Annotated in this window: 30 protein-coding genes; 23 read left to right on the top strand and 7 right to left on the bottom strand. The window is 35.2% G+C overall.

Going from position 1 to position 26,982, the window contains the following annotated elements:
- Window positions 1-6: 6 nt before the first annotated feature.
- From GQ45_RS10985 to GQ45_RS10885, 21 genes are all read left to right on the top strand, one after another.
- Window positions 7-2,559 carry a lipopolysaccharide assembly protein LapB gene (locus GQ45_RS10985; RefSeq protein ID WP_047417799.1) on the top strand — a complete coding sequence of 851 codons (2,553 nt, stop codon included), beginning with the start codon at window positions 7-9 and terminating at the stop codon, window positions 2,557-2,559.
- 3 nt (window positions 2,560-2,562) lie between these two features.
- On the top strand, window positions 2,563-2,982 hold the full coding sequence (locus GQ45_RS10980; protein WP_047417798.1) for a polymer-forming cytoskeletal protein: 420 nt from the start codon (window positions 2,563-2,565) through the stop codon (window positions 2,980-2,982).
- Window positions 2,960-3,187, top strand: coding sequence for an AtpZ/AtpI family protein (locus GQ45_RS10975; RefSeq protein WP_047417795.1), 228 nt, complete (start codon window positions 2,960-2,962; stop codon window positions 3,185-3,187). Before GQ45_RS10980 ends, GQ45_RS10975 begins: the two co-directional genes overlap by 23 nt.
- 7 nt (window positions 3,188-3,194) lie before the next feature.
- Window positions 3,195-3,581 carry a DUF6168 family protein gene (locus GQ45_RS18375; protein WP_369798294.1) on the top strand — a complete coding sequence of 129 codons (387 nt, stop codon included), beginning with the start codon at window positions 3,195-3,197 and terminating at the stop codon, window positions 3,579-3,581.
- A 94-nt stretch (window positions 3,582-3,675) separates the two neighbouring features.
- Complete coding sequence (atpB, locus tag GQ45_RS10970) at window positions 3,676-4,857, top strand: F0F1 ATP synthase subunit A (RefSeq protein WP_047417791.1); 1,182 nt, start codon at window positions 3,676-3,678, stop codon at window positions 4,855-4,857.
- Between the two features lie 39 nt (window positions 4,858-4,896).
- Entirely contained in the window at window positions 4,897-5,088 is a 192-nt protein-coding gene (atpE, locus tag GQ45_RS10965; protein WP_047417788.1) for an ATP synthase F0 subunit C, read from the top strand.
- A 91-nt stretch (window positions 5,089-5,179) separates the two neighbouring features.
- Entirely contained in the window at window positions 5,180-5,680 is a 501-nt protein-coding gene (locus GQ45_RS10960) for a F0F1 ATP synthase subunit B (protein WP_047417785.1), read from the top strand.
- A 4-nt stretch (window positions 5,681-5,684) separates the two neighbouring features.
- Window positions 5,685-6,224: an ATP synthase F1 subunit delta gene (atpH, locus tag GQ45_RS10955; protein ID WP_047417783.1), complete on the top strand. Its 540-nt coding sequence runs from the start codon at window positions 5,685-5,687 to the stop codon at window positions 6,222-6,224.
- A gap of 67 nt (window positions 6,225-6,291) precedes the next feature.
- Window positions 6,292-7,872 carry a F0F1 ATP synthase subunit alpha gene (gene atpA, locus GQ45_RS10950; RefSeq protein ID WP_047417781.1) on the top strand — a complete coding sequence of 527 codons (1,581 nt, stop codon included), beginning with the start codon at window positions 6,292-6,294 and terminating at the stop codon, window positions 7,870-7,872.
- 198 nt (window positions 7,873-8,070) lie between these two features.
- Window positions 8,071-8,235, top strand: a complete 165-nt coding sequence (locus tag GQ45_RS18245; protein WP_231555188.1) for a four helix bundle protein — start codon at window positions 8,071-8,073, stop codon at window positions 8,233-8,235.
- Window positions 8,236-8,265: 30 nt separating this feature from the next.
- Window positions 8,266-9,126, top strand: a complete 861-nt coding sequence (gene atpG, locus GQ45_RS10940) for an ATP synthase F1 subunit gamma (RefSeq protein WP_047417778.1) — start codon at window positions 8,266-8,268, stop codon at window positions 9,124-9,126.
- A 539-nt stretch (window positions 9,127-9,665) separates the two neighbouring features.
- Window positions 9,666-10,505: an alpha/beta fold hydrolase gene (locus GQ45_RS10930; protein ID WP_047417770.1), complete on the top strand. Its 840-nt coding sequence runs from the start codon at window positions 9,666-9,668 to the stop codon at window positions 10,503-10,505.
- A gap of 3 nt (window positions 10,506-10,508) precedes the next feature.
- The gene (locus GQ45_RS10925) at window positions 10,509-10,997 is read left to right on the top strand and encodes an RNA polymerase sigma factor (protein WP_047417768.1); all 489 of its coding nucleotides are present in this window, start codon (window positions 10,509-10,511) and stop codon (window positions 10,995-10,997) included.
- A complete protein-coding gene (locus GQ45_RS10920) occupies window positions 10,994-11,551 on the top strand; it encodes a hypothetical protein (protein WP_156125413.1) in 558 nt (185 codons plus the stop codon). The genes GQ45_RS10925 and GQ45_RS10920 overlap by 4 nt, the downstream gene beginning before the upstream one ends.
- A 219-nt stretch (window positions 11,552-11,770) precedes the next feature.
- Window positions 11,771-12,289 (top strand): hypothetical protein, encoded by a 519-nt coding sequence (locus GQ45_RS10915; RefSeq protein ID WP_047417761.1) that lies wholly within the window; start codon window positions 11,771-11,773, stop codon window positions 12,287-12,289.
- 51 nt (window positions 12,290-12,340) lie between these two features.
- Window positions 12,341-13,804 (top strand): lipopolysaccharide biosynthesis protein, encoded by a 1,464-nt coding sequence (locus tag GQ45_RS10910; protein ID WP_047417758.1) that lies wholly within the window; start codon window positions 12,341-12,343, stop codon window positions 13,802-13,804.
- Window positions 13,805-13,825: 21 nt separating this feature from the next.
- Window positions 13,826-14,260 (top strand): dUTP diphosphatase, encoded by a 435-nt coding sequence (gene dut, locus GQ45_RS10905; protein WP_047417755.1) that lies wholly within the window; start codon window positions 13,826-13,828, stop codon window positions 14,258-14,260.
- Between the two features lie 104 nt (window positions 14,261-14,364).
- A complete protein-coding gene (locus GQ45_RS10900) occupies window positions 14,365-15,381 on the top strand; it encodes a sugar phosphate nucleotidyltransferase (protein WP_047417751.1) in 1,017 nt (338 codons plus the stop codon).
- Between the two features lie 65 nt (window positions 15,382-15,446).
- Window positions 15,447-16,382, top strand: coding sequence for a lipopolysaccharide assembly protein LapB (locus GQ45_RS10895; RefSeq protein WP_047417748.1), 936 nt, complete (start codon window positions 15,447-15,449; stop codon window positions 16,380-16,382).
- 10 nt (window positions 16,383-16,392) lie between these two features.
- Complete coding sequence (locus GQ45_RS10890) at window positions 16,393-17,157, top strand: DUF4292 domain-containing protein (protein WP_369798293.1); 765 nt, start codon at window positions 16,393-16,395, stop codon at window positions 17,155-17,157.
- A gap of 1 nt (window position 17,158) precedes the next feature.
- Window positions 17,159-18,382 carry a murein hydrolase activator EnvC gene (locus GQ45_RS10885; protein ID WP_047417746.1) on the top strand — a complete coding sequence of 408 codons (1,224 nt, stop codon included), beginning with the start codon at window positions 17,159-17,161 and terminating at the stop codon, window positions 18,380-18,382.
- Between the two features lie 370 nt (window positions 18,383-18,752).
- Here the strand turns inward: GQ45_RS10885 and GQ45_RS10880 are convergent, their stop codons facing one another.
- Together GQ45_RS10880 and GQ45_RS10875 are read right to left on the bottom strand one after the other, a co-directional pair.
- Window positions 18,753-19,268 (bottom strand): acyl-CoA thioesterase, encoded by a 516-nt coding sequence (locus tag GQ45_RS10880; protein WP_047417744.1) that lies wholly within the window; start codon window positions 19,266-19,268, stop codon window positions 18,753-18,755.
- A gap of 57 nt (window positions 19,269-19,325) precedes the next feature.
- The gene (locus GQ45_RS10875) at window positions 19,326-20,285 is read right to left on the bottom strand and encodes an SPOR domain-containing protein (RefSeq protein ID WP_047417741.1); all 960 of its coding nucleotides are present in this window, start codon (window positions 20,283-20,285) and stop codon (window positions 19,326-19,328) included.
- A 104-nt stretch (window positions 20,286-20,389) separates the two neighbouring features.
- Between GQ45_RS10875 and dprA the strand changes: the two genes are divergently transcribed.
- Window positions 20,390-21,493: a DNA-processing protein DprA gene (gene dprA, locus GQ45_RS10870; protein WP_047417740.1), complete on the top strand. Its 1,104-nt coding sequence runs from the start codon at window positions 20,390-20,392 to the stop codon at window positions 21,491-21,493.
- Window positions 21,494-21,758: 265 nt separating this feature from the next.
- Here the strand turns inward: dprA and trpS are convergent, their stop codons facing one another.
- Window positions 21,759-22,727 carry a tryptophan--tRNA ligase gene (trpS, locus tag GQ45_RS10865; RefSeq protein ID WP_047417739.1) on the bottom strand — a complete coding sequence of 323 codons (969 nt, stop codon included), beginning with the start codon at window positions 22,725-22,727 and terminating at the stop codon, window positions 21,759-21,761.
- A 197-nt stretch (window positions 22,728-22,924) separates the two neighbouring features.
- Here trpS and GQ45_RS10860 point away from each other — a divergent pair, with 197 nt between their 5' ends.
- A complete protein-coding gene (locus tag GQ45_RS10860; RefSeq protein ID WP_047417738.1) occupies window positions 22,925-23,662 on the top strand; it encodes a 1-acyl-sn-glycerol-3-phosphate acyltransferase in 738 nt (245 codons plus the stop codon).
- Window positions 23,663-23,668: 6 nt separating this feature from the next.
- On the opposite strand, the gene GQ45_RS10855 is transcribed toward GQ45_RS10860, so the two are convergent.
- The 4 genes from GQ45_RS10855 to GQ45_RS10840 all read right to left on the bottom strand — a co-directional run bounded on the left by GQ45_RS10855 (window position 23,669) and on the right by GQ45_RS10840 (window position 26,765).
- Window positions 23,669-24,130 carry a hypothetical protein gene (locus GQ45_RS10855; RefSeq protein ID WP_047417737.1) on the bottom strand — a complete coding sequence of 154 codons (462 nt, stop codon included), beginning with the start codon at window positions 24,128-24,130 and terminating at the stop codon, window positions 23,669-23,671.
- 72 nt (window positions 24,131-24,202) lie between these two features.
- Window positions 24,203-25,729 carry an outer membrane beta-barrel protein gene (locus GQ45_RS10850; protein ID WP_047417736.1) on the bottom strand — a complete coding sequence of 509 codons (1,527 nt, stop codon included), beginning with the start codon at window positions 25,727-25,729 and terminating at the stop codon, window positions 24,203-24,205.
- 48 nt (window positions 25,730-25,777) lie between these two features.
- The gene (locus GQ45_RS10845; RefSeq protein WP_047417735.1) at window positions 25,778-26,314 is read right to left on the bottom strand and encodes an RNA polymerase sigma factor; all 537 of its coding nucleotides are present in this window, start codon (window positions 26,312-26,314) and stop codon (window positions 25,778-25,780) included.
- Between the two features lie 34 nt (window positions 26,315-26,348).
- Entirely contained in the window at window positions 26,349-26,765 is a 417-nt protein-coding gene (locus GQ45_RS10840) for a hypothetical protein (protein WP_047417732.1), read from the bottom strand.
- Between the last annotated feature and the right edge of the window lie 217 nt (window positions 26,766-26,982).

Raw genomic sequence — 26,982 nt, 5'->3', positions numbered from 1 at the left:
GAAAAATTGAAACTCCGGTTAAAACTTATTTTAGTATTACTCCTAAGTGGACTGCTATTTTTAGCATGTTCCACTAAAAAAGACGCTCTTGTAAATCGCAATTGGCATGCGTTAAATACAAAATACAATGTACTTTATAATGGAAATATTGCCTTTGAAGAAGGGAGAGAAGCGTTAAATGCCAACTATCAAGATAATTACTGGGAAGTATTGCCTATAGAGAGACTAGCTATTCGTGAAGAAATAATTTTAGACTCTGAAAACAAAAATCCAAAATTCGAAATTGCCGAAGAAAAGGCAACAAAAGCCATACAGAAACACAGTATGGATATTAAGGATGAAGAACGAAACCCGCAGACAGACGAGTCCTTTTTACTTCTAGGAAAAACCCGTTATTTCGAGCAACGCTTTTTACCTGCACTAGAGGCCTTTAATTATATTCTCCAAAAGTATCCAAAGAGTGATAAGCTAAATGAAGCCGCTATTTGGCGCGAAAAAGTAAATATCCGATTAGAAAACGATGAGCTTGCGATAAAAAACCTTAAACGACTTTTTAAGTACGAAGTATTAAAAGATCAAGAATATGCCGACGCCAGGGCAATGATGGCACAAGCATACATCAACCTCACAAAAATTGATACCGCGGTGCAGCAATTAAAAATTGCCCAAGCCTACACAAAAGTAAATACGGAAAAAGGACGTTACTTATTTATTATTGGACAATTATACAATCAATTAGGCCATAAGGACAGCGCAAACTATGCGTTTGACAAGGTTATTGACTTGAACAGAAAGTCGCCACGTGAACTAATGATAAATGCACATTTACAGAAAATTCAAAATACCCCCTTAACTTCAGCAAATAAAATAGAAGTATTCGAGTACTTAACCGCCTTAGAAGAAGATAGGGAGAATAGACCTTTTTTAGACAAAATATTTCGGCAGATAGCCGAATACCACTTATGGAATGAAAAAGACAGCTTGGCATTGGCCTACTTTAATAAGTCGTTACGAGTTACCCAAAACAAGCCGCAATTAAACGCTTTAAATTATGAAAATTTAGGAGAGTATAATTTTGATAAAAGCGCGTATAAAACGGCTGGTGCCTATTATGATAGTACACTTTCAAATTTACCAGAGAACACGAAAAAATATCGTGCCATAAAAAAGAAGCTCGACAATCTTGAAGATGTGATCAACTACGAAGAAATTGTGAGTTACGCCGATAGTGTCATGACCGTGTATAGCATGCCTAAAGGAAAACAAATTGCCTATTTTGGCGCCTATATTGCAAAACTTAAACTAGCAGATTCACTAGCCGCTAAAAAAGAAATAGCACGGCAAAATAAAGGAATTGATGCTTTTAGTGCCACCAAAGGAGGAAAACAAAACAAAGGAAAATTCTATTTTTATAATATTCAGAGTTTAGGCTACGGTAAAACAGACTTTAAAACGCGTTGGGGAGATCGCGTTTTAGAGGATAATTGGCGCTGGGCCAATAAATCGAAAAGTACTCTGGGTACAGACGATGCCATCGCAGAAAATACAACAAGTAGCGCTACTGAAAATTCAGAAGATCTAAAATATTCAATAGCTTTTTACCTTGATCAAGTTCCGACAGATGTTAGGGTTATTGATAGTTTAAAAACGGAAAGAAACCTAGCTAATTATCAATTGGGATTGATTTATAAAGAAAAATTTAAAGAAAATTTAATTGCTGCCGGCAAATTAGAATCCGTTTTAAAAGGCAATCCCGAGGAGCGCCTGATATTGCCTTCGAAATACAACTTGTTTAAAATCTATGAAGCGTCTGGAAGTCCATTAACGACACAAATGAAAGAGGATATTATTACCAATCATCCAGATTCTAGGTATGCGGTAATTCTATTAAATCCTGAGGCGGTTTTAGAAGGAGATGCGGATAGCCCTGACGCTAAATATGCGCAACTTTATAAACAATTTACAAATCAAGAGTTCTTGAGTGTAATTACCAATGCTGAGGAAAATATCAATATGTATACAGGAGATCCGATAGTTCCCAAATTTGAACTGTTGAAGGCCAACGCCATAGGTAGAATTCAAGGCTTTACTGCTTTTGAAGAGGCCTTGAACTATGTTGCCCTGAATTACCCAAATAATCCTGAAGGCAAAAAAGCGAAAGAAATCATTGCAGACCAATTACCAAAATTAGCAGTTAAAGATTTTGCCGAGGCAAATTTGGCCAAAAAATCAGAGCAATGGAAATTGATATTTCCATTTAAAATGACTGAAGACCAAAAAGTAGGTGCATTAAAACAAGTTGTAGAAAAAGCCATAAAGGAGTTAAAGTACTTGAATACAGCATCTATTGATGTTTATAATTTAGAAAATCAGTTTCTGGTCATCCATGGGTTTAGAAGTGAAGATTTTGCTTTAGGCTTTGCGGAATTGCTAAAAAACAACAAAGAATACCAAGTTAACAAAGAGAATTTCGTAATTTTATCCGCTAACTACAAGATCATACAAATTCATAAAAATTTACAAGCATATAAAAATCGCGTAGTAACCCCAAAACCGTAGAACATGTTTTCAGATAACAAAAAACCTAAATCAATGGCAGAACTAGGAGGGCAACCCAACCGTATTGAAAAAAACACCAAAATTAAAGGTGATATCATTTCAGAAGCAGATTTCAGAATTGATGGCAAACTAGATGGTAATGTAAAAACCTCTGGTAAGGTAGTCATCGGTAAAGATGGCTATATCCATGGAAAAGTTGAATGTGTTAATGCAGATATTGAAGGGAGCTTTAATGGCGAACTCTTAGTTTCTGATTTATTATCCTTAAAATCATCAGCAATAATTGAAGGTGTTGTTTCGGTCGCAAAATTGTCAGTAGAACCAGGGGCCACTTTTAATGCTGCCTGTACCATGGGTGGCGGTAAACTTCCTACTCAGAACAAACCTGCGACAAGCACTAATGGAACCACAAAAGCCTCCTAAAAAAGTAAGTCAAGGATTAAAAAATGCTGCGCGACTTTCAGGAGCTGGACTTCAAATGGGTTTAACTATATACCTAGGAAATCTTTTAGGTACGTGGTTAGATAAAAAATTTGGATTCTCTTTTTTAGAAATAACCGTTACTCTTGTAGCTATTTTTTTATCTATATTTTCTTTAATACAACAAGTAAATAAAATCAACAAATAGATCTATTGTGGTAAAAGCTATTTTAATCTATAGTATTGTTTTTACTTGTCTATTTTTTGGTGGACAATATTTGCAGCATTTTTATTTCGCTAGCTCTAATGTTGCACTTTCACAAGCAATAGAAAACGTATACCTATTTCATTTTTTCTTCTCTTTAGTTATTTGCATTATTTTTTTAGTGCTTTCAAATATCTCAAAATTTAAAGATCAATTGGGCTTTATATACTTAGCCAATTTACTTTTAAAGATATTTTTTTTTGTTATTCTATTTCAGAATTTGATATTCACAGAGATGATAATGACCAAACTAGAACGTATTTCTCTCCTTATCCCAGTAGTCTTATTTCTATCATTTGAAGTGTTCTTTATTTCAAGAATTTTGCGCAAAGTATAGTTTCGTAATAATTAAATAAAAAAATGTTTGATTTTTATTATTAATAATTACCTTTGCACAAATTTTTAAGGAGCAAATTTTCGAATTATTTATAATGAATATAGCATCAAAATATAGTAGTAAAGTAGCTTTATTAGTTGTCCTTATGTTTACCATTCAAGGTTTTTCATTTTCTGACCCAGAAGATGATGGTCCTGTAGATACCAAAACAGAGGTTGATGAGTATATCCTACACCATATAAAAGATTCTCATGATTTTCATCTGTTTTCATACTCCAATGATGCGGGCGAAAGAAAACACATAGGTTTTCCTCTTCCTGTAATTTTGTGGTCTAGTAATGGCTTAGTAACATTTATGTCTTCAGAATTTCATCATGACGATGCTGGTCAGGTACTAGTGGAAAGAAAAGGAGTGAAATTTGCAAAAATTCATACGAAAATATACGAACTAGATGCAGGAGCGTCAACGGTTAGTTTTGATGAGGAACACCACGCTACAAACGGATATAAAGTTTTAGACTTTTCAATCACCAAAAGTGCTTTCGGTATTCTACTGGTTGGATTGTTAATGCTCCTTGGTTTTGGAGGTCTAGCAAGGCAATATAAAAAAGGGAAAAGTATTCCAACAGGGTTTGCTCGTGTTTTAGAACCATTAGTTATTTATGTAAGAGACGAAATTGCAAAACCAAATATCGGAGAAAAAAAATACAGAAAATTCACGGGCTACTTACTTACAGTGTTCTTTTTCATTTGGATATTAAATTTATTAGGTTTAACACCATTTGGTTTTAACGTTACGGGTCAATTAGCGGTAACGGCAGCGTTAGCTATATTTACTTTGATTATTTATACCATTAGTGGCAACAAAGAGTACTGGATGCATATTTTATGGATGCCAGGGGTGCCAGTATTGATTAAACCAGTTTTAGCAATCATAGAATTAGCTGGTGCATTATTAATTAAACCATTTTCACTACTTGTGCGTCTTTTTGCAAACATTTCTGCTGGACATATTGTAGTCATGAGTTTAATTGCCATTATGTTTAACTTAAAAGAGAGTTTAGGCGTTGCAGGAGCAACAGGATTATCGTTTATATTGTCCTTTTTGATAATGCTTATTGAATTTTTAGTAGCCTTTTTACAGGCCTATATATTTACCATGCTTTCGGCCTTATTTATCGGTATGGCCGTAGCAGAACACGATCACGATCATGAACATGACGCCCACGGACACGACGTTCCTGATGCGGAAGATGTAAGAGCAGATTTTATTTAACAAGAGTTTATTTTTTAATTTAATATAAATCAATTTACTATGTACAATTTAATTGGAGCAGGTTTAGTAGTAATCGGAGCAGGGATTGGTCTTGGTCAAATCGGTGGAAAAGCAATGGAAGGTATTGCTCGTCAACCAGAAGCGACTGGAAAAATCCAAACGGCTATGATTATTGTTGCAGCACTTTTAGAAGGTTTAGCATTCGGTGCTTTAATCTTAGGTAAAAACTAAAAGCCTGAAAATTTATCAAGAACAAGTTCTGTAACGGTTGGTTACAGAACTTGTTTAATTAAAAAATAAGAAAATTTAATTTTTCAATAGAATGGAAACATTATTAAACGATTTTTCACCTGGTTTATTTATAATTCAAACAGTCTTATTATTGGCATTAATTGCCTTAATGGTAAAATTTGCGTGGAAACCTATTATGGATTCCTTAAATGAACGAGAAACTGGTATTGCTGACGCTCTTGCTGCCGCAGAAAATGCGAAAAAAGAAATGCAAAACGTTACGGCGGACAGTGAACGTTTGTTGCAAGAAGCACGCTCTGAAAGAGAGGCAATGATTAAAGAAGCCCGGGAGATAAAAGAAAAAATGCTTAATGATGCTAAAGATCAAGCAAAGGTTGAAGGTGACAAAATGATCAAGCAGGCGCAAGATGCTATCGAAAGTGAAAAGAAAGCTGCCGTTGCAGAGATTAAAAATCAGGTTGCTACCTTATCGCTTGATATTGCAGAGAAAGTGATCAAAGAACAATTAGCTAACAAAGACAAGCAATTAAAATTGGTTGAAGATATGTTAGGTGATATCAAATTAAACTAGAAGCATGAGCGAATCTAGAGCAGCAATACGTTACGCGAAAGCAACCATAGACTTAGCACAAGAAAACAAGGCTTTAGAAGCTTTAGAAAAAGATATGCGTTCTATTGTACAAACCATCAGTGAGAGTGCAGCCCTAACAGATGTGTTACAGAGTCCGGTGATTAAAAGTTCTGATAAAAAAAATATACTGTTTGAGGTTTTTAAAGAATCTCATCAGATAACAGTTGGATTAATTAACGCATTAATCGACAATAAACGAATTGGTTTGTTGTACGAAGTTGCACAGAAGCACCTCATTTTAAATGAGGATTTAAAAGGCCGAGGTGTTGCTTTTGTCACCACAGCTGTTCCACTAACCAATGATTTGGAGAAAAAAATTCTTCAAAAAGTAGCTGAATTAACAGGGAAAAAAGTCGAAGTACAAAATACCATAGATGAAAAAATACTCGGTGGTTTTATACTTAGAGTAGGTGATTTACAGTACGATGCTAGTATCGCTAGTAAATTGAGTAATTTAAAAAGAGAGTTTACAAACAGTATATAATAAAATTTTGCTTTAAAAAGTTTGCCCTAAGGTAATTCAAAGGGTTTATCATTAAAATACATACAACATGGCAGGAGTAAAAGCCGCTGAAGTATCAGCAATATTAAAAAAGCAATTATCAGGATTTGAAGCTACAGCCTCTTTAGACGAAGTAGGTACAGTTTTACAAATCGGGGATGGTATCGCAAGAGTTTACGGATTAGCTAACGTTCAATATGGAGAGTTAGTAGAATTCGAAGGCGGTTTGCAAGGTATTGTTCTTAACTTAGAAGAAGACAACGTTGGGGTGGTATTATTGAGCCCTTCAAGAGATATTAAAGAAGGTACTGTTGTAAAACGTACCCAAACTATTGCTTCTATAAAAGTTGGTGAAGGTATTGTTGGTCGTGTGGTAAACACTTTAGGAAAACCAATCGATGGCAAAGGTGCTATTTCTGGTGAAACGTATAACTTGCCTTTAGAGCGTAAAGCACCAGGGGTTATTTATCGTCAGCCGGTAACAGAACCCTTACAAACAGGTATAAAGGCTATTGATGCCATGATTCCTGTTGGCCGTGGTCAACGTGAATTAGTTATTGGTGACCGTCAAACCGGTAAAACAACGGTTTGTATTGATGCTATTTTAAATCAGAAAGAATTTTACGATGCAGGAAAACCCGTGTATTGTATTTATGTTGCAATAGGTCAAAAAGCATCTACCGTAGCTAATATTGCTCAAACTTTAGAAGATAACGGAGCTTTAGCGTACACCACTATCGTTGCTGCTAATGCCTCTGACCCAGCTTCCATGCAGGTTTATGCTCCATTTGCTGGTGCTGCCATTGGAGAGTATTTCAGAGATACAGGTCGTCCTGCTTTAATCATCTATGATGATTTATCAAAGCAAGCGGTAGCTTATAGAGAAATTTCTCTTTTATTAAGAAGACCTCCAGGACGTGAAGCTTATCCAGGCGATGTTTTCTACCTTCACTCTCGTTTATTAGAACGTTCTGCAAAGATCATCGCTAATGATGCGATAGCAAAAGACATGAACGATTTACCAGACGTTTTAAAACCTATGGTAAAAGGAGGAGGTTCACTTACCGCGCTACCTATTATTGAAACACAAGCCGGTGACGTTTCTGCCTATATTCCAACAAATGTAATTTCGATTACCGATGGTCAAATATTCTTGGAGCAAGATTTATTTAACCAAGGGGTGCGTCCTGCCATTAACGTAGGTATTTCGGTATCTCGTGTGGGAGGTAATGCTCAGATAAAATCGATGAAGAAAGTAGCAGGTACTTTAAAACTAGATCAAGCTCAGTTCCGTGAACTAGAAGCATTTGCTAAGTTTGGTTCTGATTTAGACGCTGCAACCTTAAATGTCATTGAAAAAGGACGTCGTAATGTCGAAATCTTAAAACAAGCACAAAACGATCCGTTTACCGTTGAAGATCAAGTAGCGATTATTTATGCAGGTTCTAAAAACTTGTTAAGAAACGTTCCTGTAGATAAAGTAAAAGAATTTGAGAAAGATTATATAGAATTCTTAAACGCGAAGCACAGACCTGTTTTAGACGATTTAAAAGCAGGTAAACTAAGCGATGAAGTTATTAATGTATTAACCTCAGTAGCTCAAGATTTATCAGCGAAATATAAAAAATAATTCTGAGTTCAGAATTATGAGTTAAAAAGAAAAGAACAATTTGATCGTAGCTAAAAGTTACTACTTTGGTTGTTAAATTGTTCTTTTTAGTAGCATTTTAAAAGAGTAGAAAGGGTTTGAAATAGCAAATCAATGAATTAAATGTGGACCTAGTCTTGGCGATAAATGTTTGAAAATCGCAAAGAGGAGTAAGCACAATTGAATGAATTCAAAAACACACTCGATATCGCATTAAAAGAAGCAGACGAAACTTCATATTGGTTAGATATTATTGAAGAAACCACTATGGAAATTCCGAATCAACTTCAACTGAAATACGAAGAACTGACAAAAATAGTAGTATCAATAATTAAAAATTCTTAATTGAGAATTCTGAATTCATAATTAGAAAAAATGGCAAATTTAAAAGAAATCCGTAATAGAATATCATCGGTATCCTCAACGATGCAGATTACTAGTGCCATGAAAATGGTATCCGCTGCCAAATTGAAGAAAGCCCAAGATGCTATTACCGCAATGCGACCATATTCAGATAAGCTCACTGAACTTTTACAGAGTTTGAGTGCAAGTTTAGAAGGAGATGCTGGCAGTCAATTTGCAGAGAAGCGCGAAGTCAATAAAGTGTTACTTGTGGCTATCACTTCGAACCGAGGTTTGTGCGGTGCTTTTAATACAAACATTATTAAACAAACGGCACTTTTAGCTGGTCAGGCCTATGCTGGGAAGCATGTTGATATTATGGCTATAGGTAAAAAAGCGAATGATATCCTTAAGAAAAAACATTCGGTTGTTAAAAATCATAGTGCTATCTACGAGGAACTAACTTTTGATAATGTAGCCCTAATTGCCGAGGAGCTCATGGAAATGTTTACTTCTGGAGCTTATGATAAAATCGAAATTGTATACAATAGTTTCAAAAATGCGGCAACACAGATTGTAATAACAGAGCAGTTTTTACCGATCAAACCAATGGATGGAGAGGTAAATACAAATACGGATTATGTGTACGAGCCTGCAAAATTAGAGATTGTACAGCAATTGATTCCGAAATCATTGAAAACACAATTGTACAAAGGAATTCGTGATTCTTTCGCCAGTGAGCATGGTGCTCGTATGACTGCAATGCACAAGGCAACAGATAATGCAACAGACTTAAGAGATCAGTTGAAGTTAACATACAACAAAGCAAGACAAGCAGCTATCACCAATGAAATTTTAGAAATTGTTGGAGGAGCTGAGGCTCTGGCCAATTAGACGTAGCGATAGCGAAGTCAAATTTCAAATAGAGCTGAGGCTCTGGCTAATTAGACGTAGCGATAGCGAAGTCAAATTTCAAATAGAGCTGAGGCTCTGGCCAATTAGACGTAGCAATAGCGAAGTCAAATTTCAAATAGAACTGAGGTTCTGGCCAATTAGACGTAGCGATAGCGAAGTCAAATTTCAAATAGAGCTGAGGCTCTGGCCAATTAGACGAAGCGATAGCGAAGTCAAATTTCAAATAGAACTAAGGCTCTGGCCAATTAGACGTAGCAATAGCGAAGTCAAATTTCAAATAGAACTGAGGCTCTGGCCAATTAGACGTAGCGATAACAATTCGTTTTTATTCCGAGAGGAGACTCCGAACAACTACACTACAAAAAAAATAGGCTATTGCTTTTGATACTGATTAATAAATACTACCTGGAAACCTCGCTTTTAGCGGGGTTTTTTGTGTTTATTAAAAAAATTTTCCGCTTCCTGTAACATTTGCACAAAAATGTATCTAAAAGGAAAATCAATTAAACAATATTCCGATGAAAACATTTAAAAACCTTGTTTCCCTAATTTTAATTCTTTTTGTGATCACGTTAAACGCTCAAAACCCTTCTTTTGAAGTAAAAGTTATTGGAAAAGGACAACCAGTATTATTATTTCCAGGATTTACATGTACAGGAGAAGTATGGGATCTCATTGTTCAAGAAATTTCCAAAACGCACCAATGTCATGTTTTTACCTTTGCTGGTTTTGGAGAAATACCCCCCATTGAAAAGCCTTGGTTGCCAAAAATTAAAGAAAGTATCGTTCAATACATTTCAGATCAACAGCTTGAAAAACCTACGCTTGTTGGTCATAGTTTAGGTGGAACATTAGCCCTTTGGATGGCTTCAGAAAATGACGCTTACGAGCAACTTATCGTTATAGACGCATTACCAGCTACGGGAGCCTTGATGATGCCTAATTTCAATAGTGAATCTATGGTATACGACAACCCATATAATACTCAATTGTTAGCTATGGATGCTACAAGCTTTGAACAAATGGCAGATCAAATGGCCAAAGGAATGACTTTAAATACCTCTAAAAGAGCATTACTAAAAAATTGGATAATAAAGGCTGACAGAGCCACGTACGTTTACGGGTATACTGATTTGCTTAAACTCGATTTAAGAGATGCCATGAAGCAAATTAAGGCTCAGGTCACTATTTTAGGAGCAACAGAGCCCTACGGCTTAGAGACCGTAAAAAAAACCTTTGAAGCGCAATACTTACATTTGAATGATTATACTATCAAGTTTGCTGATGCCTCGGCACACTTTATTATGTTTGATCAGCCTGAGTGGCTCTTAAATGAAATTAAATTGGTACTGAATTAATTTATGAAGCATTCTGAAACACTTTTTAAAGAGGTTTATCAGTTGAACTATCCAAAGGTATTTCGCTTGTGTTTAGGGTATGCCAAGGGAGATGAAATGTTGGCAAGTGACCTTTGTCAAGAGGTTTTCATAAAAGTATGGGAAAATTTACCCTCGTTTAGAAAAGAGTCCGCCATAGCCACATGGATTTATAGAATAACAGTGAATACCTGTTTACTTTATTCTAGAAACAAGACACGGTTTCCCGTATCAAATACTACCACTATAGAAGAAACTTCATATGAAAACACCCATGACCCGAAAGAGAACAACCTGAATAGCATGTATGCCTGTATAGATCAATTATCAAAAGATAATAAGAGTATTATTTTACTAGAGTTAGAAGGGCTTCCTCAAAAAGAGATTGCTGACATTATGGGTATCAAGCACGAAGCCTTAAGGGTAAGAATCCACAGAATAAAAAATGAATTAACCAAATGCATAAAAAAATGAACTCATTTGAAGAACTACAATCGCAGTGGAACAATCAAAAAGTTGTTGAAATTCCAGAACAAGGACATAAACTTATTATGGAAAAAGTCAAAGCCATTAAAAACAAACAAAAATATACGAATATTGTGTTAACGCTTACAGTACTTATACTAGTTGTTTTCTTTATCTATATATCGGCTTACAACTATGCGCCTATTGCTTTTGCTTTACTTTTAATGATGGCTTCCTTAGGAGTGAGAATTGGCTTAGAACTACATAGCATTAAAACGCTTAAACAGTTAAACGTAAATATTTCGGCAACTAATTTTAAACAAAGCATCATTAAATACTACAAAAATCGAGTGCGCATTCATGCGATTTACACACCGATCATATTACTTCTATATAGCTTTGGCTTTATCCTGATGTTACCCGCATTTAAAGAAAGCCTATCCGCCGGTTTTTACCAATATATTGTAATTTCATCGGTCCTTATTTTGTTGGTTTTAAGCGTCTTTATTTACAAACAAATACGAAAGGAGCTCAATGCTGTAAAAGAATTAAAAGACGAATAGCGGTATAAGTTAGCAATCCTATCGGCAGAAAACGACTTGCTACATAGCCAATTTTTAAGGTTCACCATAAAGAACATAAGCGCCTGATGCTGTAAAAGCTTCGGTTTTTATCGAAATTTAAAAAAATAGAAGTCATTTTCTTGACCAAACAAACTTCAAAGTTATCATTTGGCACTACTTTTGAATATGTATAGCTATAAAACTTAAAAGACGACAGTCATGAAAAAATCACTCTATATAGCCCTTTTATCTTTACTAGGATTAGGAAGTTGCGCCTCACAAAAAAAAATACAAACCAATCCTCCTTTTACTATCGAAACGCCTTCATTTCAAAAATGGACAGCTGGCAAAGAAGAAGGTGGCTCTGGCCTTGATGTGAAAATTCCTATTGATCAATTAAAAAAAGAGAACATAACTTTTAAAGACCTTTATTTTAGGGGAAAAGTGAGTGCTGTTATCACAGAAACGATAGCTAACAAACAATATATAACGGCTAAATTTACCAACCAAAAGTTTACAAAGCCAGATATTATTATGCATGCTGACCCTAGAAAAGAAGTTGGAAACCAACCTCCAATGCCTCAGAAAGATGAAAAAATAGACTACCCGTTTGAATTAGCGGATGACGAGGCCGTCATTTCTTATTTGGAAAATAACAGCAATACGCTAAAATATACTAAAATAACAGGCTTCAAAGAAAAGCCAGCTTTAATATATTCAAGTAAACCTATGAACTAACTTTGTTCACAGGCTTATAATACCTACTTTTATGGCTTAATTTTTCAGCGGTTGAACCCATTAAAAAAACTTTTTAAGCAAACCTTTGTTTATGGTCTAGCAACCGTATTGCCTAGAATGTTATCATTTATATTGGTGCCCATTTACACCGAAGTAATGCCAAACCCTGCATTATATGGAAAGGTTTCTGTAATTTTTGCTTGGTTTGCTATTTTTAATGTGCTTTTAGCCTATGGCATGGAAACCGCTTTTTTTAGATTTTTTTACAAAGCAGATGAGAAAAATAAGGTAATTTCCACCTCACTTATTTCCATTATAGTAACGACAGGATCGTTTTTTATTTTGGCATTAGTATTCCAAAATTCACTAGCCAGCTGGAGTGGTATTGATCTAAAATATATTGAGTATGCTATTTATATTTTGGCTTTAGACGCTTTGGTGATTATTCCATTTTCATGGTTACGTGCCACAGATAGATCTATGCGTTATGCCGTAATAAAAATTACGAACGTAAGCATTAATTTAGGCTTGAATGTTTTCTTGTTAATTTATCTCCCAGAAATAGTTTCAAACAATCCAGAAAGTATTTTTCAGGCAATTTACAGGCCAGATTTCCAAATTTCATACATATTTATATCAAACCTAATTGCAAGCGGTATAACGCTTGTATTAATGTTAGAACTTTACTTTAAAAACAGCTATGTTTTTGATGTTGCGCTCTGGCAAAAAATGATGAAATACGCTTGGCCAGTTTTAATCGCTGGTATCGCATTTACCATAAACGAAGTTTTTGATCGTATTTTATTAGAAAGACTATTGCCTGAAAATATTGCAGAATCTGAAATAGGAAAATACTCCGCCTGTTATAAATTGGCGGTGTTCATGACCTTATTTGCTACGGGGTTTAGGTTGGGTATTGAGCCCTTTTTCTTCAGTCATTCCAACTCCAAAAACCCTCAAAAGGCCTATGCTGAAATCACCACCTATTTTGTAATTTTAGGAAGTACTATTCTACTAGCGGTTATCGTATTCGCCGACGTATTAAAAGTGCTTATTATTCAAAATGAAGCCTACTGGGATGCTATGGCAGTTGTTCCCATTTTAATTCTGGCCAGTTTTTTCCTTGGTATATATCACAACCTTTCCGTTTGGTATAAGATTACTGATAAAACTCGCTATGGTGCGTTAATTTCAGTAATTGGTGCTGTTATTACTTTATTTATTAATTATTTCGGTATTCCATATTTTGGCTATATAGCTTCTGCGGTGGCGACTTTATTGGCCTATGGTACCATGATGATTTTATCGTATTACCTTGGGACAAAGAATTATCCAATACCTTATAACCTCAGAAAAATAGGATTCTATTTGTCTGTTTCAATTCTGTTTTCTATACTTTCATTTTATGTTTTTGAACGCAACTTAATTACTGGCAGTATTTTACTTGCTATTTTTATGGCTGTGCTTTATAAACTAGAAAACGAAAAACTACGACAGCTTTTTATAAAAAAATAACCCTACTTGAAATTTTACAAGATGAAAATTAAAATCATTAATACCTCAACTCACGAATTACCAAATTATGAAACTCATGCCTCCGCGGGTATGGACCTTCGTGCCAATATCGCCACAGCAATTACCTTAAATCCTTTAGAACGTGCGATCATAAAGACAGGTTTGTTCCTAGAATTACCAGTAGGTTTTGAAGCCCAAGTGCGACCAAGAAGCGGATTAGCCGCTAAAAAAGGCATTACCGTTTTAAACGCACCAGGCACGGTTGATGCTGATTATCGTGGAGAAATTGGAGTGATTTTAGTGAATCTTTCGAATGAAGCTTTCACGATAGAAAATGGGGAAAGAATAGCACAGTTAGTGATTGCAAAACACGAACGGGCTGAATGGACCTTAGTAGAAGAGTTATCCGTAACCGAAAGAGGTGAAGGAGGTTTTGGAAGTACGGGAGTGAAATAAAAAAGCCCCTTAACCATAAGGGGAGCGCAAAGGAAAATATGTATAAAAACTTTCCGTTATCATTTTAAGAAAAAAACACAATCATTAATCGTTGAAATAACAAAATGAAAATTATAGTACCTATGGCTGGTCGTGGTTCACGACTAAGGCCACACAGTTTAACCGTTCCAAAACCATTAATTCCCGTCGCAGGAAAACCCATTGTACACCGTTTGGTGGCAGATATTGTAGGTGTACTCAACCAACCTATTGAGGAAATTGCCTTTATTTTAGGAGATCCTGCTTTCTTCGGAGACGATGTGGTAGCAAGTTTAAAGGCCTTAGCTACCGAATTAGGGGCAAAAGCAAGTATTTACAGACAGTTAGACCCAAAAGGAACCGGACACGCCATTATGTGTGCTGAACCATCTTTAAACGGGCCAGCGGTAATTGCCTATGCCGATACTTTAATTCGTGCAGACTTTAATCTAGATAAGGATGCGGATAGTGTTATTTGGACTAAAAAAGTAGCTAATCCGTCAGCGTATGGGGTAGTAAACTTAAACGACAAAAACGAAATTATAGAATTGGTGGAGAAGCCAGAAACCTTTGTCAGTGACCAAGCCGTTATCGGAATTTATTACTTTAAAGATGTTTCGGTTTTAAAGAACGAATTACAATATGTATTAGACAACAACATCATCAATGGCGGAGAATACCAAATTAACGATGGTATTAAGCGTATGATGGCCAATGGTAAAATATTTAAAACAGGTGCCGTTAGCGAGTGGATGGATTGTGGTAATAAAGCCGTAACCATAGAAACAAATCAACGGATGCTAGGTTTTTTACAGAAAGATGGTGAGCAGCTTATCGCAAAGTCAGCCAAACTAGATAACGCCAATATCATTGAACCTTGTTTTATTGGTGAAAACGTACACTTAAAAAATTGTACTGTTGGGCCCTTTGTATCTATTGGTAAAAATACAGTCATTGAAAACTCAACCGTTAAAAATAGCTTAATACAAACCAATTCTAAGATAACAAATGCTAATTTAGATAACGCTATGATTGGCAATCATGTAGTTTTTGATGGCCATTTTGAAGCCATTAGCATAGGAGATTATTCTGTTTTGGAGTAATTTTTGCTATACCTTTGATATTCACTAGCCTTCTTTTGAACACGGAAGGCTAGTTATTAAAAATTATGAAAATAAATGATCTTATTTCTGTTTTATTTTTAGGGCTTTTACTAGCCTACTGCCCTACTTTTGCCCAAGAAATAGAAACTGAAGATAGTGCAGAAGTATTTCTCGAAGCATATTCCGATACCTTTCAAGAAACTTTTTTTGAAGCCTTAAAGCAAAAAGGTATTGAAAATTATGACAAAGCCATCAATCTACTTTTGGAATGTAAAAAAATAGATCCTAGCAAAAAAGTAGTGGATTTTGAATTGGCCAAAGTGTACCAAGAAACAAAAATGTATGCTGCAGCTTTAGAAAGCGCTATTAACGCTGTTAATGCCAACCCTGAAAACTATTGGTATGTATATGTTTTCGTTGATGTGTTGCAATTAAACCGAAATACTATGGATACGGTAAAAAATCAGATTCCTAATGACAACTTAGCTTTTAAAGAAAATCTTGCCACAGTGTATTATCAACAAGGAAACTATAATGCAGCTAGTTCGATCCTAAAGACCATAAAAAGGTCAATATTTACCGATACCTTAAATGCAAAACTAAAGGACCTAAAACAAGAAGAAAAAAATACGGAAGCCCTTAGCTTTAGCACTACTACAGGTACCCAAGAAAATGAGGATAGTTCAACTATAGAGGGATACAAAAACAATATTGAAAACATCATAAAAACAAAAAATTATGAGCTTCTCGATTCAGTGTCCAATGAAGCTTTAGAAAATTTTCCTGCACAGCCTTACTTCTACTATGCCAGAGGTTTAGCCTTAAATAAAAAAAATAAATTTCGTGAAGCGGTAAGCATTTTAGAAGCGTCTTTAGATTATATGTTAGATGATATACCCTTGGCAAACAAAATATACAAAGAGCTTTATGTGGGTTATACTGGCTTAAACAACCCAGAGAAAGCAAATGTGTACCTTAGAAAAGTAAACCCCGGATTTTAAAAAAATAGTTGTGCTAAAAAAAATAATACTTAGTGTTTTTGCTGTTTCTATAGTGTCTTGTAAATCAACAAAAGTGATTACAGCAGGTACCATAGATGAAAATTTGAATGCTAAAAATATCATTAAATCACATTATGCCAATACCTTAGATTTTAAAACCATCTCTGGTAAAATGGATATTGATTACCAAGATAAAAATGCATCTCAAGGTTTTAATGTGAGCCTGAGAATGGAAAAAGATAAAGCGATTTGGATTAGTGCGCCCCTAGGAGTGGTAAAAGCCTATATAACGCCCAAAAGAGTTTCTTTTTACAACCGATTAGACGGCTCGTATTTCGATGGTGATTTTTCCTATTTAAGTCAATTATTAGGTACCGAATTAGATTTTGAAAAAGTTCAGAATTTATTATTAGGGCAGGCAATTTTAGATCTCAGAGCTGATAAATATGACGCTACAATTGCCAATGAAAATTATCAATTAAAACCAAAAAAAGCTTTAGATTTATTCAAGATATTGTTTCAAATAGAACCTAAAAATTTTAAAATGGGAACACAACAAATAGCGCAACCAGAAAAAGGGCGTTTGTTAGCTATTACCTACAAAAACTACCAAGCAATTGATACTAAAATTATCCCTAACGAAATTGACATAGCAGCAACTATGGATAAGAACCAAAGTATAATTGCCATTGCCTATAAAAATATCGAATTTAATAGACGTTTAAAATTTCCTTATGATATTCCAAAAGGGTTTAAAGAAATTATATTAAAATAACATGTTAAAAAATAAAGCATTAGCGGGTCTTTTTATCGTTTTTTTACTGTTTTCTCAAGCCATTTTTGCTCAGACTACCGAACAAAAAAATTTAGAGGCGAAGAGAGAAAAACTACAACAGGAAATTAAACAGATAAATCGCTTACTTTTTGCTGAAAAAAAAGAAAAAGGAAATGTCTTAGATCAAATGAATGCCCTCGATAAAAAAATTTCTGTACGTCAGCAACTAATCCGTGTGACCAACGAACAGTCTAATCTCTTAAACCGTCAGCTAAATGCTAATATCCGAAATATTGGTAAACTGCGAGCTGATCTTAAAACACTACAAGAAGATTATGCGCTCATGATTCAGAAGTCGTATCAAAACAAATCAAAACAAAGTAGGCTTATGTTCTTACTTTCTTCTGAAAGTTTCTACCAAGGCTTTAAAAGGCTTCAATACATGAAGCAATACACAGATTACCGAAAAGAACAAGGCCTAGAAATTGCTGCTAAAACCGAAGAACTTAAAAATTTAAACCTTGAATTAACCGAACAACGAAAAACCAAGGATAAGCTAGTGGCCGAAAATACCCTTGCGAAAAAAGAGTTAGTCAAAGAAAAGGAAGCGCAAAACGAATTATTAAGTACCATTCGTAAAAACGAAAATAAATACACGGCAAGTATTCAACAAAAACAAAAAGAAGCTCGTGAAATAGACAAGCAAATAGAAAATTTAATCAAAAGTGCCATTGTTAGTTCTAATAAAAAATCTGGGAATACTACAAATACGTCAAAATTTGTACTTACCCCAGAGGCTAAAGTTATCGCTAATAATTTCTCCGCAAATAAAGGTAAGCTCATTTGGCCCGTAGAGAAAGGTATTAAAAGTATTGGTTTTGGGATTTATAAAGATGCTGTTTATCCAGGCATACAGCACCAAAATAATGGGGTCATCATCGCTACTGATCAAGGGTCAAAAGCTAGAGCCATTTTTGAGGGAGAGGTCATTGCTATTATAAGCGTTCCTGGTGGAAATAAAGGCGTACAAATGAAACATGGTAACTTTATAAGTACCTATTACAATTTATCTACCGTATTTGTAAAAAAAGGCGATAAAGTAAAAGCGAAAACCGAATTAGGAGAAATCTATACCAATGCTATGAATAGGCAAACCTTGCTGAAGTTTTATCTATATCAAGATACCTCTCGATTAAATCCAGAAGAATGGATTTATCAGTTGTAACTTGTGATCGTTAATTTTGAGCAATGGGTATCAGGCTTCGCCCAGAAAGCAAAGTTTATAGGATTTCTGAAACCGCTACTAAGGAGTACTTCGTTCCTTGGCTTCATGCTAAAACGTAGCTTGCCAAAAAACTTTTAATTGTCCTTTTAGGTTTAAATACATATTAATAAAGACGATACCAAGGCTGCTTTGCCTATAGCTATTTTTCCTTTTACATAGGTTCAAAACAGCATACCGATACACGAATGTAGGCGCATTAAAAAGTAAAGAATTATGGTTTTTTTAAAGAAAATATATTGCCGCTTATGATCCGTGTACTGATGTTATACGTTTGCTGTCTTCTGTACAGGTTTTAAAAAAGAATACTAACTTATTCTGCCATGAACAAGGCCTTTAATTCAGTAGCTTCGTTTGGCTTCATTTTACCGGCCAAAACTAAACTTAGTTGCTTTCTACGAAGTGCGGCAGCATAGCGTTCTTTTTCTAAATCAGTTTCAGGAATAATTTTAGGTACTTCAGTAGGTTTGCCCGTATCATCAACCGCGACAAAGGTATAAATGGCATCATTAGCCTTGGTTTTAGTGCCTGTGAAGCGATCTTCCATCCAAACATCAATATAAACCTCCATAGAAGTTTTAAAGGCTCTTGAAACAGCTGCTTCAACAGTAACCACACTGCCCACAGGAACAGATTGATTAAAAGCAACATGGTTTACCGAAGCGGTAACGGTAATTCTCCGGCTGTGTCTTCGCGCAGCGATACTCGCAGCACGATCCATTCGCGCTAGTAATTCACCACCAAAAAGGTTATTTAAAGGGTTGGTTTCACTAGGTAAAACCAAATCTGTCATTATCGTTCTAGATTCACTTGGAGTCTTGGCCGTCATATTTTTAATTTTGCACAAAGATAGCCTCAATAACAGATTTAAGAAATAAAAGAGGTGTTATTCTTGGTACAACCAAGCGTCTTTAGACTCAGAATTTTTTATATTTCGAAGATAACTTAGCGCCTTATCAACATCAGTGAAGCTATCAAAGCTTACCACATGAAACCCAAACTTATTTACGCCAATGTATTTAGCATTAAATCCTTTTGTTTGTAATTGACTAATTTTTTTATCCGCGTTTTCCTTCACTTTAAAAGCTCCAGCAACAATATGGTACTGCGTAGCTATTTCCTCTTGAATTTTAGCTGTGGAGGAAGCATTTAATTTTAACACAGGTAATTCAAGGGGGCTTACATCAAAAAACGTAGCTTGTTCTATTTCTCTTGCTACTTGTTTTTGAGCTTCTTTTTGCACCACTAAGTTGGTGGCTTTATTTTCAGTATAAAAACGAAATCCAGTAAACCCTAAAGCCAATCCCAAAAATACAACCGCTGCATATTTTAAATAGGGCCTCATTTGTTTTTTTTCTCTTTGCTCTGGAGTAATCATAAAAGGAATTTCTTCTTCTAAGGAAACTACCTGTTCTTTTAAAACTTCTCTAGTTATTTGAGCAGAAACACATGAGGATAAACCGAAAGACGTGGTTAAATAATTTACCTTAAGGGCTGGCTCAAAGGAAATTTTACCTTCTTTGTTCAACCACAATTTACCAATATTAGTGAAGATTAATCGCTCACCTTTTTCTAATTGGTTTCTCCAATCTTTGCTTAAAGCACTAATGCGTTTCAGCATCTCCTCATAGGTAGTTTTCTCAGCTTCTGCCATATAAGAAACGAGTAAACCATCGTTAGAGACCAATTGTGCGTTAAACGAAACTTGTTTTGTGGGCGGGTAAAAGGTATGCGTTTCTTCTTTTAAGAAAGCGGACTTTGTTTGCGTTAAAAAAGCACCAAATTCAGGCACGATGACACAATTATACCTATATAATAATTCTTCTATGTAGTGTTCTAATCTCATTGAAACAAAGATTGTGAAAAAAGATAGCTTGTAAAACTTTGACCATAACTTTTTATTAACATTTTATTTCATGTACATTGTAGGTCTAAAGATACGTTATATAAATGACTGATAGTGATACCATTGCGGCTTTAAGGTTACAGCGAATCCCCAATATCGGCGATATCACCGCTAAAAAATTAATTTCCCATTGTGGGAGTCCATCTACCGTTTTTGAAGATAAAAGGCAAAACTTATTAAAAATAGACGGAATTGGAGCCTTTAGTATCGCTCATTTACAAGACAAGCAGCACCTCGAAGAAGCAGAGGCAGAATTAGAGTTCATAAAAAGAAACGACATCAAAGTTACTTACTTTAGGGATGCCGATTATCCTGAATATCTCAGGCATTGTATTGATAGCCCCCTTGTTCTTTTTAGTAAAGGAAATATTGAATTAGCGCAGCGAAAAATCATAGCCATTGTTGGTACTCGAAATATTACGAGTTATGGAACGGCTTTTTGCGAACAATTCATTGAAGATATAGCCCCTTTAAACCCTATAATTGTTAGTGGTTTTGCTTATGGCGTTGATATTTGTGTGCAGAAAGCAGCGATAAAAAACGGTTTGCAAACTATAGGTTGCTTGGCACATGGTTTAAATCAAATATACCCAAAAGTTCATGCGAAATTTAAAGCTGATGTCGAAAAAAACGGAGGTTTTTACACGGAATTTTGGTCTACTAGCGAGCCAGAAAGAGAAAATTTTTTAAAGAGGAATAGGATTATTGCCGGTATGAGTGAAGCTACAATCGTCATTGAATCAGCAGAAAAAGGTGGAAGTTTAGTGACAGCCGATATCGCCCATAGCTATAATCGCGATGTTTTTGCAGTGCCTGGCCGCGCTCAAGATAAATATAGCAAAGGGTGTAATAACCTTATAAAACAACAAAAAGCACAGATGCTAACCTCAGCTGCAGATTTAGTTTATTTATTGAACTGGGAGTTAGAGGATAAAAAATCTAGCCCCATTCAAAAACAACTATTTGTTGAGCTAGATGAAACCGAACAGCTTATTTACACCTATTTACAATCCAATGGCAAACAAATGTTAGATACGATTGCTTTAACGTGTAAACTGCCTATATTTAAGGTGTCCTCTACCTTGTTGACCATGGAAATGAAGGGCCTTATTCGCCCCTTACCCGGTAAATTATTTGAAGCCCTTTGAATTTAGTTAATGGCTGTACGTTGATGCTAAAAAAGGTTTAGTTTAGGGCCTTATATCGTTTTTCAATAACATATTTTCTAGTAACGAAGCTTATAATTTGATATGTATACTTCGCATTTCTAATTTTAATGCTTTTTCAGTCGTATTACCTTGGCACCACGTGTATCCAAAGTATGTACTTTAACTTTTTTATTTCAAATTCTGTATTTTATTGGCCTTATTACTTTAACTTTTTTGAACTTGAACTTGAACTTGCGCTTGAGCTTTAATATCCTACCTTTGTTCGGACTCTTTTCAGCACTTCATCTGCAACAATACCTGCCTTTTCTGCGCCAACGGCTAGCGCTTTATCAATTTCTTCTAGGTGATTCATATAATAGTCAAAATTTTCACGCGCTGCTGCAAATTTCGCTACAATAACCTCGTATAAGGCTTGTTTCGCGTGTCCGTAACCATAATTTCCATTTTCGTAATTAGCCCGCATTTCAGCAATTTGCGCCTTATTCGCAAGAATTTTATACAAGGCGAAAACAGTATCTGTGTCTGGATTTTTCGGATCTTCCATCGCCGTACTATCGGTTTGAATGCCCATAATTTGCTTGCGTAACTGTTTATCTGTCTGAAAAATATTGATCAGGTTACCTTTACTTTTACTCATTTTAGCACCATCAGTACCGGGTATATACATGGTTTCTTCTTGTATTTTACCCTCTGGCATAACAAAAGTTTCGCCTAATTGTGCATGAAAACGGGATGCTACATCGCGGGTCATTTCAATATGCTGCATTTGATCTTTACCTACAGGAACTATTTCAGCATCATACAGCAAAATATCAGCTGCCATTAGCATTGGATAGGTAAATAAGCCTGCATTAATATCTTCTAGCCGATCTGCTTTATCTTTAAATGAATGTGCAAGAGTTAAGCGCTGATAGGGGAAAAAACAACTTAAATACCAACTTAACTCTGCCGTTTGTGGAACATCACTTTGACGATAAAAAACAGTTTTACTGATATCTAAACCAAAAGCCAACCAAGTAGCCGCTACTGCATAGGTATTATTTCGTAATTCATCCCCATTTTTGATTTGTGTAAGCGAATGCATATCGGCAATAAATAGAAAAGAATCATTTTCTGGATTATTTGCCATTTCAATGGCTGGCATAATAGCCCCCAAAATATTCCCTAAATGTGGTGTTCCTGTACTTTGTATTCCTGTTAAAATTCGAGCCATATGTTCTAAAAAATTATCCTGCAAAGGTAAAATAAAAAATCCACTGAAAAAGTCTGTTAAGAGGTTGAAAAAACAGATGCTGTATTAAAAAAAAAAGAACCCGCTAAAAAAACGAGATGCGTTCAATGCGCTACTTTAAAAAATTCTAACCTACTTTTCCAAAATAGAGTTTCACTAAAATTGTTACTTTTACTTTTATGATAAAAATCTTTAAAAAAATAGGCAGTGTTTTTTATCAAATTTGGTTTTATATCTTGGTGGCTATTCCTATCCTGCTTTTATTCCCAATCTTGATACTTTTATCCGCTTCCGAAAAGTGGTATCCTCACTTTTTTTGGGTTGCGCGTAACATTTGGGCGAATTTTATTTTATTCGGAATGGGTTGTATTCCGAACATAAAACGCGAGCAACAAATCGTAAGAGGCAAAAGTTACATGCTCGTTGCCAACCATACGAGCATGTTAGACATTATGTTGATGCTAAAAGTGAGTCCGAACCCCTTTGTTTTCGTTGGAAAAAAAGAACTGGTTAAGATTCCTGTTTTTGGATTTTTTTATAAAAGAGTGTGCATTATGGTTGATCGTAGTGATAGCAAAAGTAGAACAGCTGTATACCGTCGTGCACAGAAAAGGCTTGCTAATGGACTTAGTATTTGCATTTTCCCTGAAGGAGGTGTTCCTGAAGAACACATTGTCTTAGACGCATTTAAGGGAGGTGCTTTTAAAATGGCCATAGCCCACGAAATACCTATAGTCCCTATGGTGTTTTTTGATAATAAACAAAGATTGCCCTTTACAATCACCAAAGGAAAACCAGGTAAAGCGAGAGTTAAAGTGCTTCGGTTTATTGAGACCAAAACTTTAGGAGAAGCACATAAAGGGAGTATATCGGAAGAGGTTCGTGAATTGATTTTAAGGACCTTGACGAATAACTAATGGAAATTATTCCAACAAAAGTGCAATCTTAGCGTTAACGCGATCCATAAAACCATGTAAATAGTCAGGAACATTGCTTTTGACTTGGTCGATTCTCCAAGTTCTTACATTCCCATTATTCGAGTATTGAATAAAAAGTCCGCCACCGTCGGCACAATCTGGACAACCCAAAAAAGTTTCTTTTTCCGTAAGCAGTTGTTGTGGAAAATCATTTATCAGGTCTTTAACAAGCTCAAATTTTTCATCTTCTAAGGCCACAAAATGTAGGTTTTCTCCAGAATAATCTTTCTCCTTATCCTTCAGTAATTGGCTCTCGGTAAGTTTAAAGGTTTGCACGCAAGCTTCCCCTACACACATCCCATAAAAATGACCAAATACCAAATACTCTTGGCTATTTACAGTGTCATTTTCGTCATCACAAGATGTAAAAAGCCCTATTAAGCATAGGGCTAAACATATTTTTTTCATATTTCAATTAAAAGTTTTGATGTAAAACCAGTGTGTTTCAAGACCCTCAAAGAAACAATAACATCAATAAATTTAAAACCTTAAATTAAATCCACTATACACACCCACTGAAAAAGGCCGAAAATCACCCGCTATATTGGAGAAGGTATTTAATTGATATTTAAAAATAGGTTCAATATTAAATTGAAGTTTTGGTGAGAACTTATAATTTAAGCCAAATCCAATATTTGTGCTAAAATTAAGGTCGTTAATATTGTTCGCTTCTCCCATTTCGGTAGTTTGATCTCCCGAATTGAGTAAAACAGAATTATCAATTAAAAATAAAGAGCTTACACCTCCGATGACATTAATCCCGAAACGAGTATCTAAAACCGCATAATTAAGCTCTAAAGGCACTTCTAAATACCCAAACTGTTGGGATAAATTACCATCTAAGGTGGCTGCTTTAGCCGTAGTATCAAAAGCGTTTGTAAGTGGACTAAATTCTCCACCCACATCAGGATTTACCCTACTACTCACCACAATTCCTTTTGCAGAAGCTGCGTAATCAATATTTTGTACCTGTGGCGTTTCTGCTCTAGCCGAAGGAGAAAAGCTAACTTGATTGGTCGTATACCCGTAATCTACTTTGTGCACACCAGAACGTACTTTTAGTTTTTTACTTACTTCATAAGCCACAGAAACCCCATAGCTCATATTGATGTTTCCAGATTTTGAGTTAGGCACAAAAATGGTGTGTACAGGAGAACCTTCGCCAATACCATTAAAATAAACGGGTGCTACGCTTGGACCAACAGACCATTTTTCATTGGTATTATCCGCAAGTATTACTTCTTCTTGATCGTTAATCGCTTCAAAAATAGATTTCTTTTGAGCCTCTTTTTTGTCAATTATTTTCAATTCTTCATTTAAAGCCATCGAATTTTTAGATTTCTCAGCATTAAAATCAATCTTTGAAGCAGTTTCGCCATTCGTATTGGCATCCTTTTGTGCTAATGCTTCCTTTTCTTCTAGTTGATCCTTAAATGAACCTTTAGTAGCTTCATGGGTCTTGATATTTTTGGTCTGAGCATAGGCGTCACTTTTTTTAGTCGTCTTTGTTGAAGTATTCTCTTGTACCAAAGCGCTATTCTTATCGCTTTGTACCAAAGACTTTTTTTCCTTTTTAGAACTTGTGTTGCTAAGCTTGTCTTTCTGCGCACTATTTGCGTAGGGATGTGCGGCTTCCTTTAAAATTTCTTCCTCCGTTTTACTTGCATTCTGATCATTTTCCTCCACAAGCTCAATGCCCAAATTTTTAAAGTCTGCATCTTTTTCGCTGGTTTTGATTCCAGGATTTTGCTCAATAGGGTCTTTGCTTTTTGTTTCTGTTACCTGATTTTGATACTCTTCCGTAGTTTTTTCAAAAGGATTAATCGCCACCATTAAGATCGACAAAACAGCAGCAATTCCGCCTAGTTTCCACCAGATAGGAATAACTTTACGCGATTTCTTTTTTTCTAGAGATGCTTTGATAGCTTTCCAAACTTTTTCATCTGGAACTTCATCAAATTCTCGGAATCGTTCTCTGAACAATTCATCTATACTTTTTTTATTCATACTGCAAAAAAATTATGCAATTACTATTTTATGTTTCAAAATGCTCATTTATAAAATTGCATTTTGTCTTAAATCTGATTCTATTCTTTCTTTCAAAATTATGCGCGCTCGTGCCAAGTTAGATTTTGAAGTTCCTGTTGAGGTTCCTAATCGTTCGCTTATTTCTTGGTGTGAGTAGCCTTCTAAAACAAACATGTTAAAGGTTAATCGGTATTTGTTGGGTAATTCCTGAATGTAGCTTAGTAATTGTTGTAAGCCAATATCCAGATACTCTGATTCTACCTCAACCTCCGCCTCTAAATGATCTGGAACTATGCTTAAATTTGGCTCCTTTCGGTATTTTTGAAGTACTGTATTTACCGTAACTCTTTTAATCCACCCTTCAAAAGAACCTTTAAACGTATACTGGTCTATTTTGTCATAGATCACCATAAAACTATCATGTAAATTATCTTCAGCCTCTGTCTTATTTCGTGAGTATTTTAGACACACACTGTACAATACGCGAGAATAATCTCGGTACAATTGTTCTTGTGCTTTACGATTGCCGTTTATGCAATTTTTAATGAGTTCTTCTAGACTCAAAATAGGTGCGTTCTTTAGGTGGTTGTTATTCTTTTTAGTTCACTGGCACTTCTATTTCTAAATATTGTGCCTCGTCATTTTCATCTTTTCCTGTATAAAATTTAAACAAATAGGTGTCACTATACAAAACAATAAAGTTAAATGATGTTTCAACTTCTTGCAAAATTTCTTCGCAATCATCAGAATCGCTAAGCATAGAACCAATAACAGCCACATTACGAATGGTCGTATCTTCTTTAACTACATCAAAACCTTCAAAGTAAGCACAACTAGAAGTACGCTGATAGGTTACCTTAATTTCATAGGTTTCGTTTAAATTAAACGATTCTGGTAACTCTACACTTGTTATGGGCAAAGCAATAAAATGAAAATTCTCTTGATCTTCTAGACTACATCCAGAAAAGCTTAACAGAACCAATAAGATGGCTGAAAAGAAAACTTTATTTCTCATAGTTTTTTATTTTGTAGATGAATAAAATTGTGAATGGTTGCGTTTAAAACATTAAAATCCCGATTTTCATCGGGATTTTGGTAGTATTTTTTAAAGCAAGTATCTTTAGGGCAGCGTTAGAGCACCATTTTTTCTGGTTTATATCGACAGATAGTTTTAAAAACAAAAATTAGTATCCTATCCGAGGATATAAAAAAACTATTTTACCGTCTAAAAA

It is taken from the genome of Cellulophaga sp. Hel_I_12 (assembly GCF_000799565.1).
Taxonomy (GTDB): Bacteria; Bacteroidota; Bacteroidia; order Flavobacteriales; family Flavobacteriaceae; genus Cellulophaga.
This window is presented reverse-complemented; position numbering and strand designations above follow the sequence as displayed.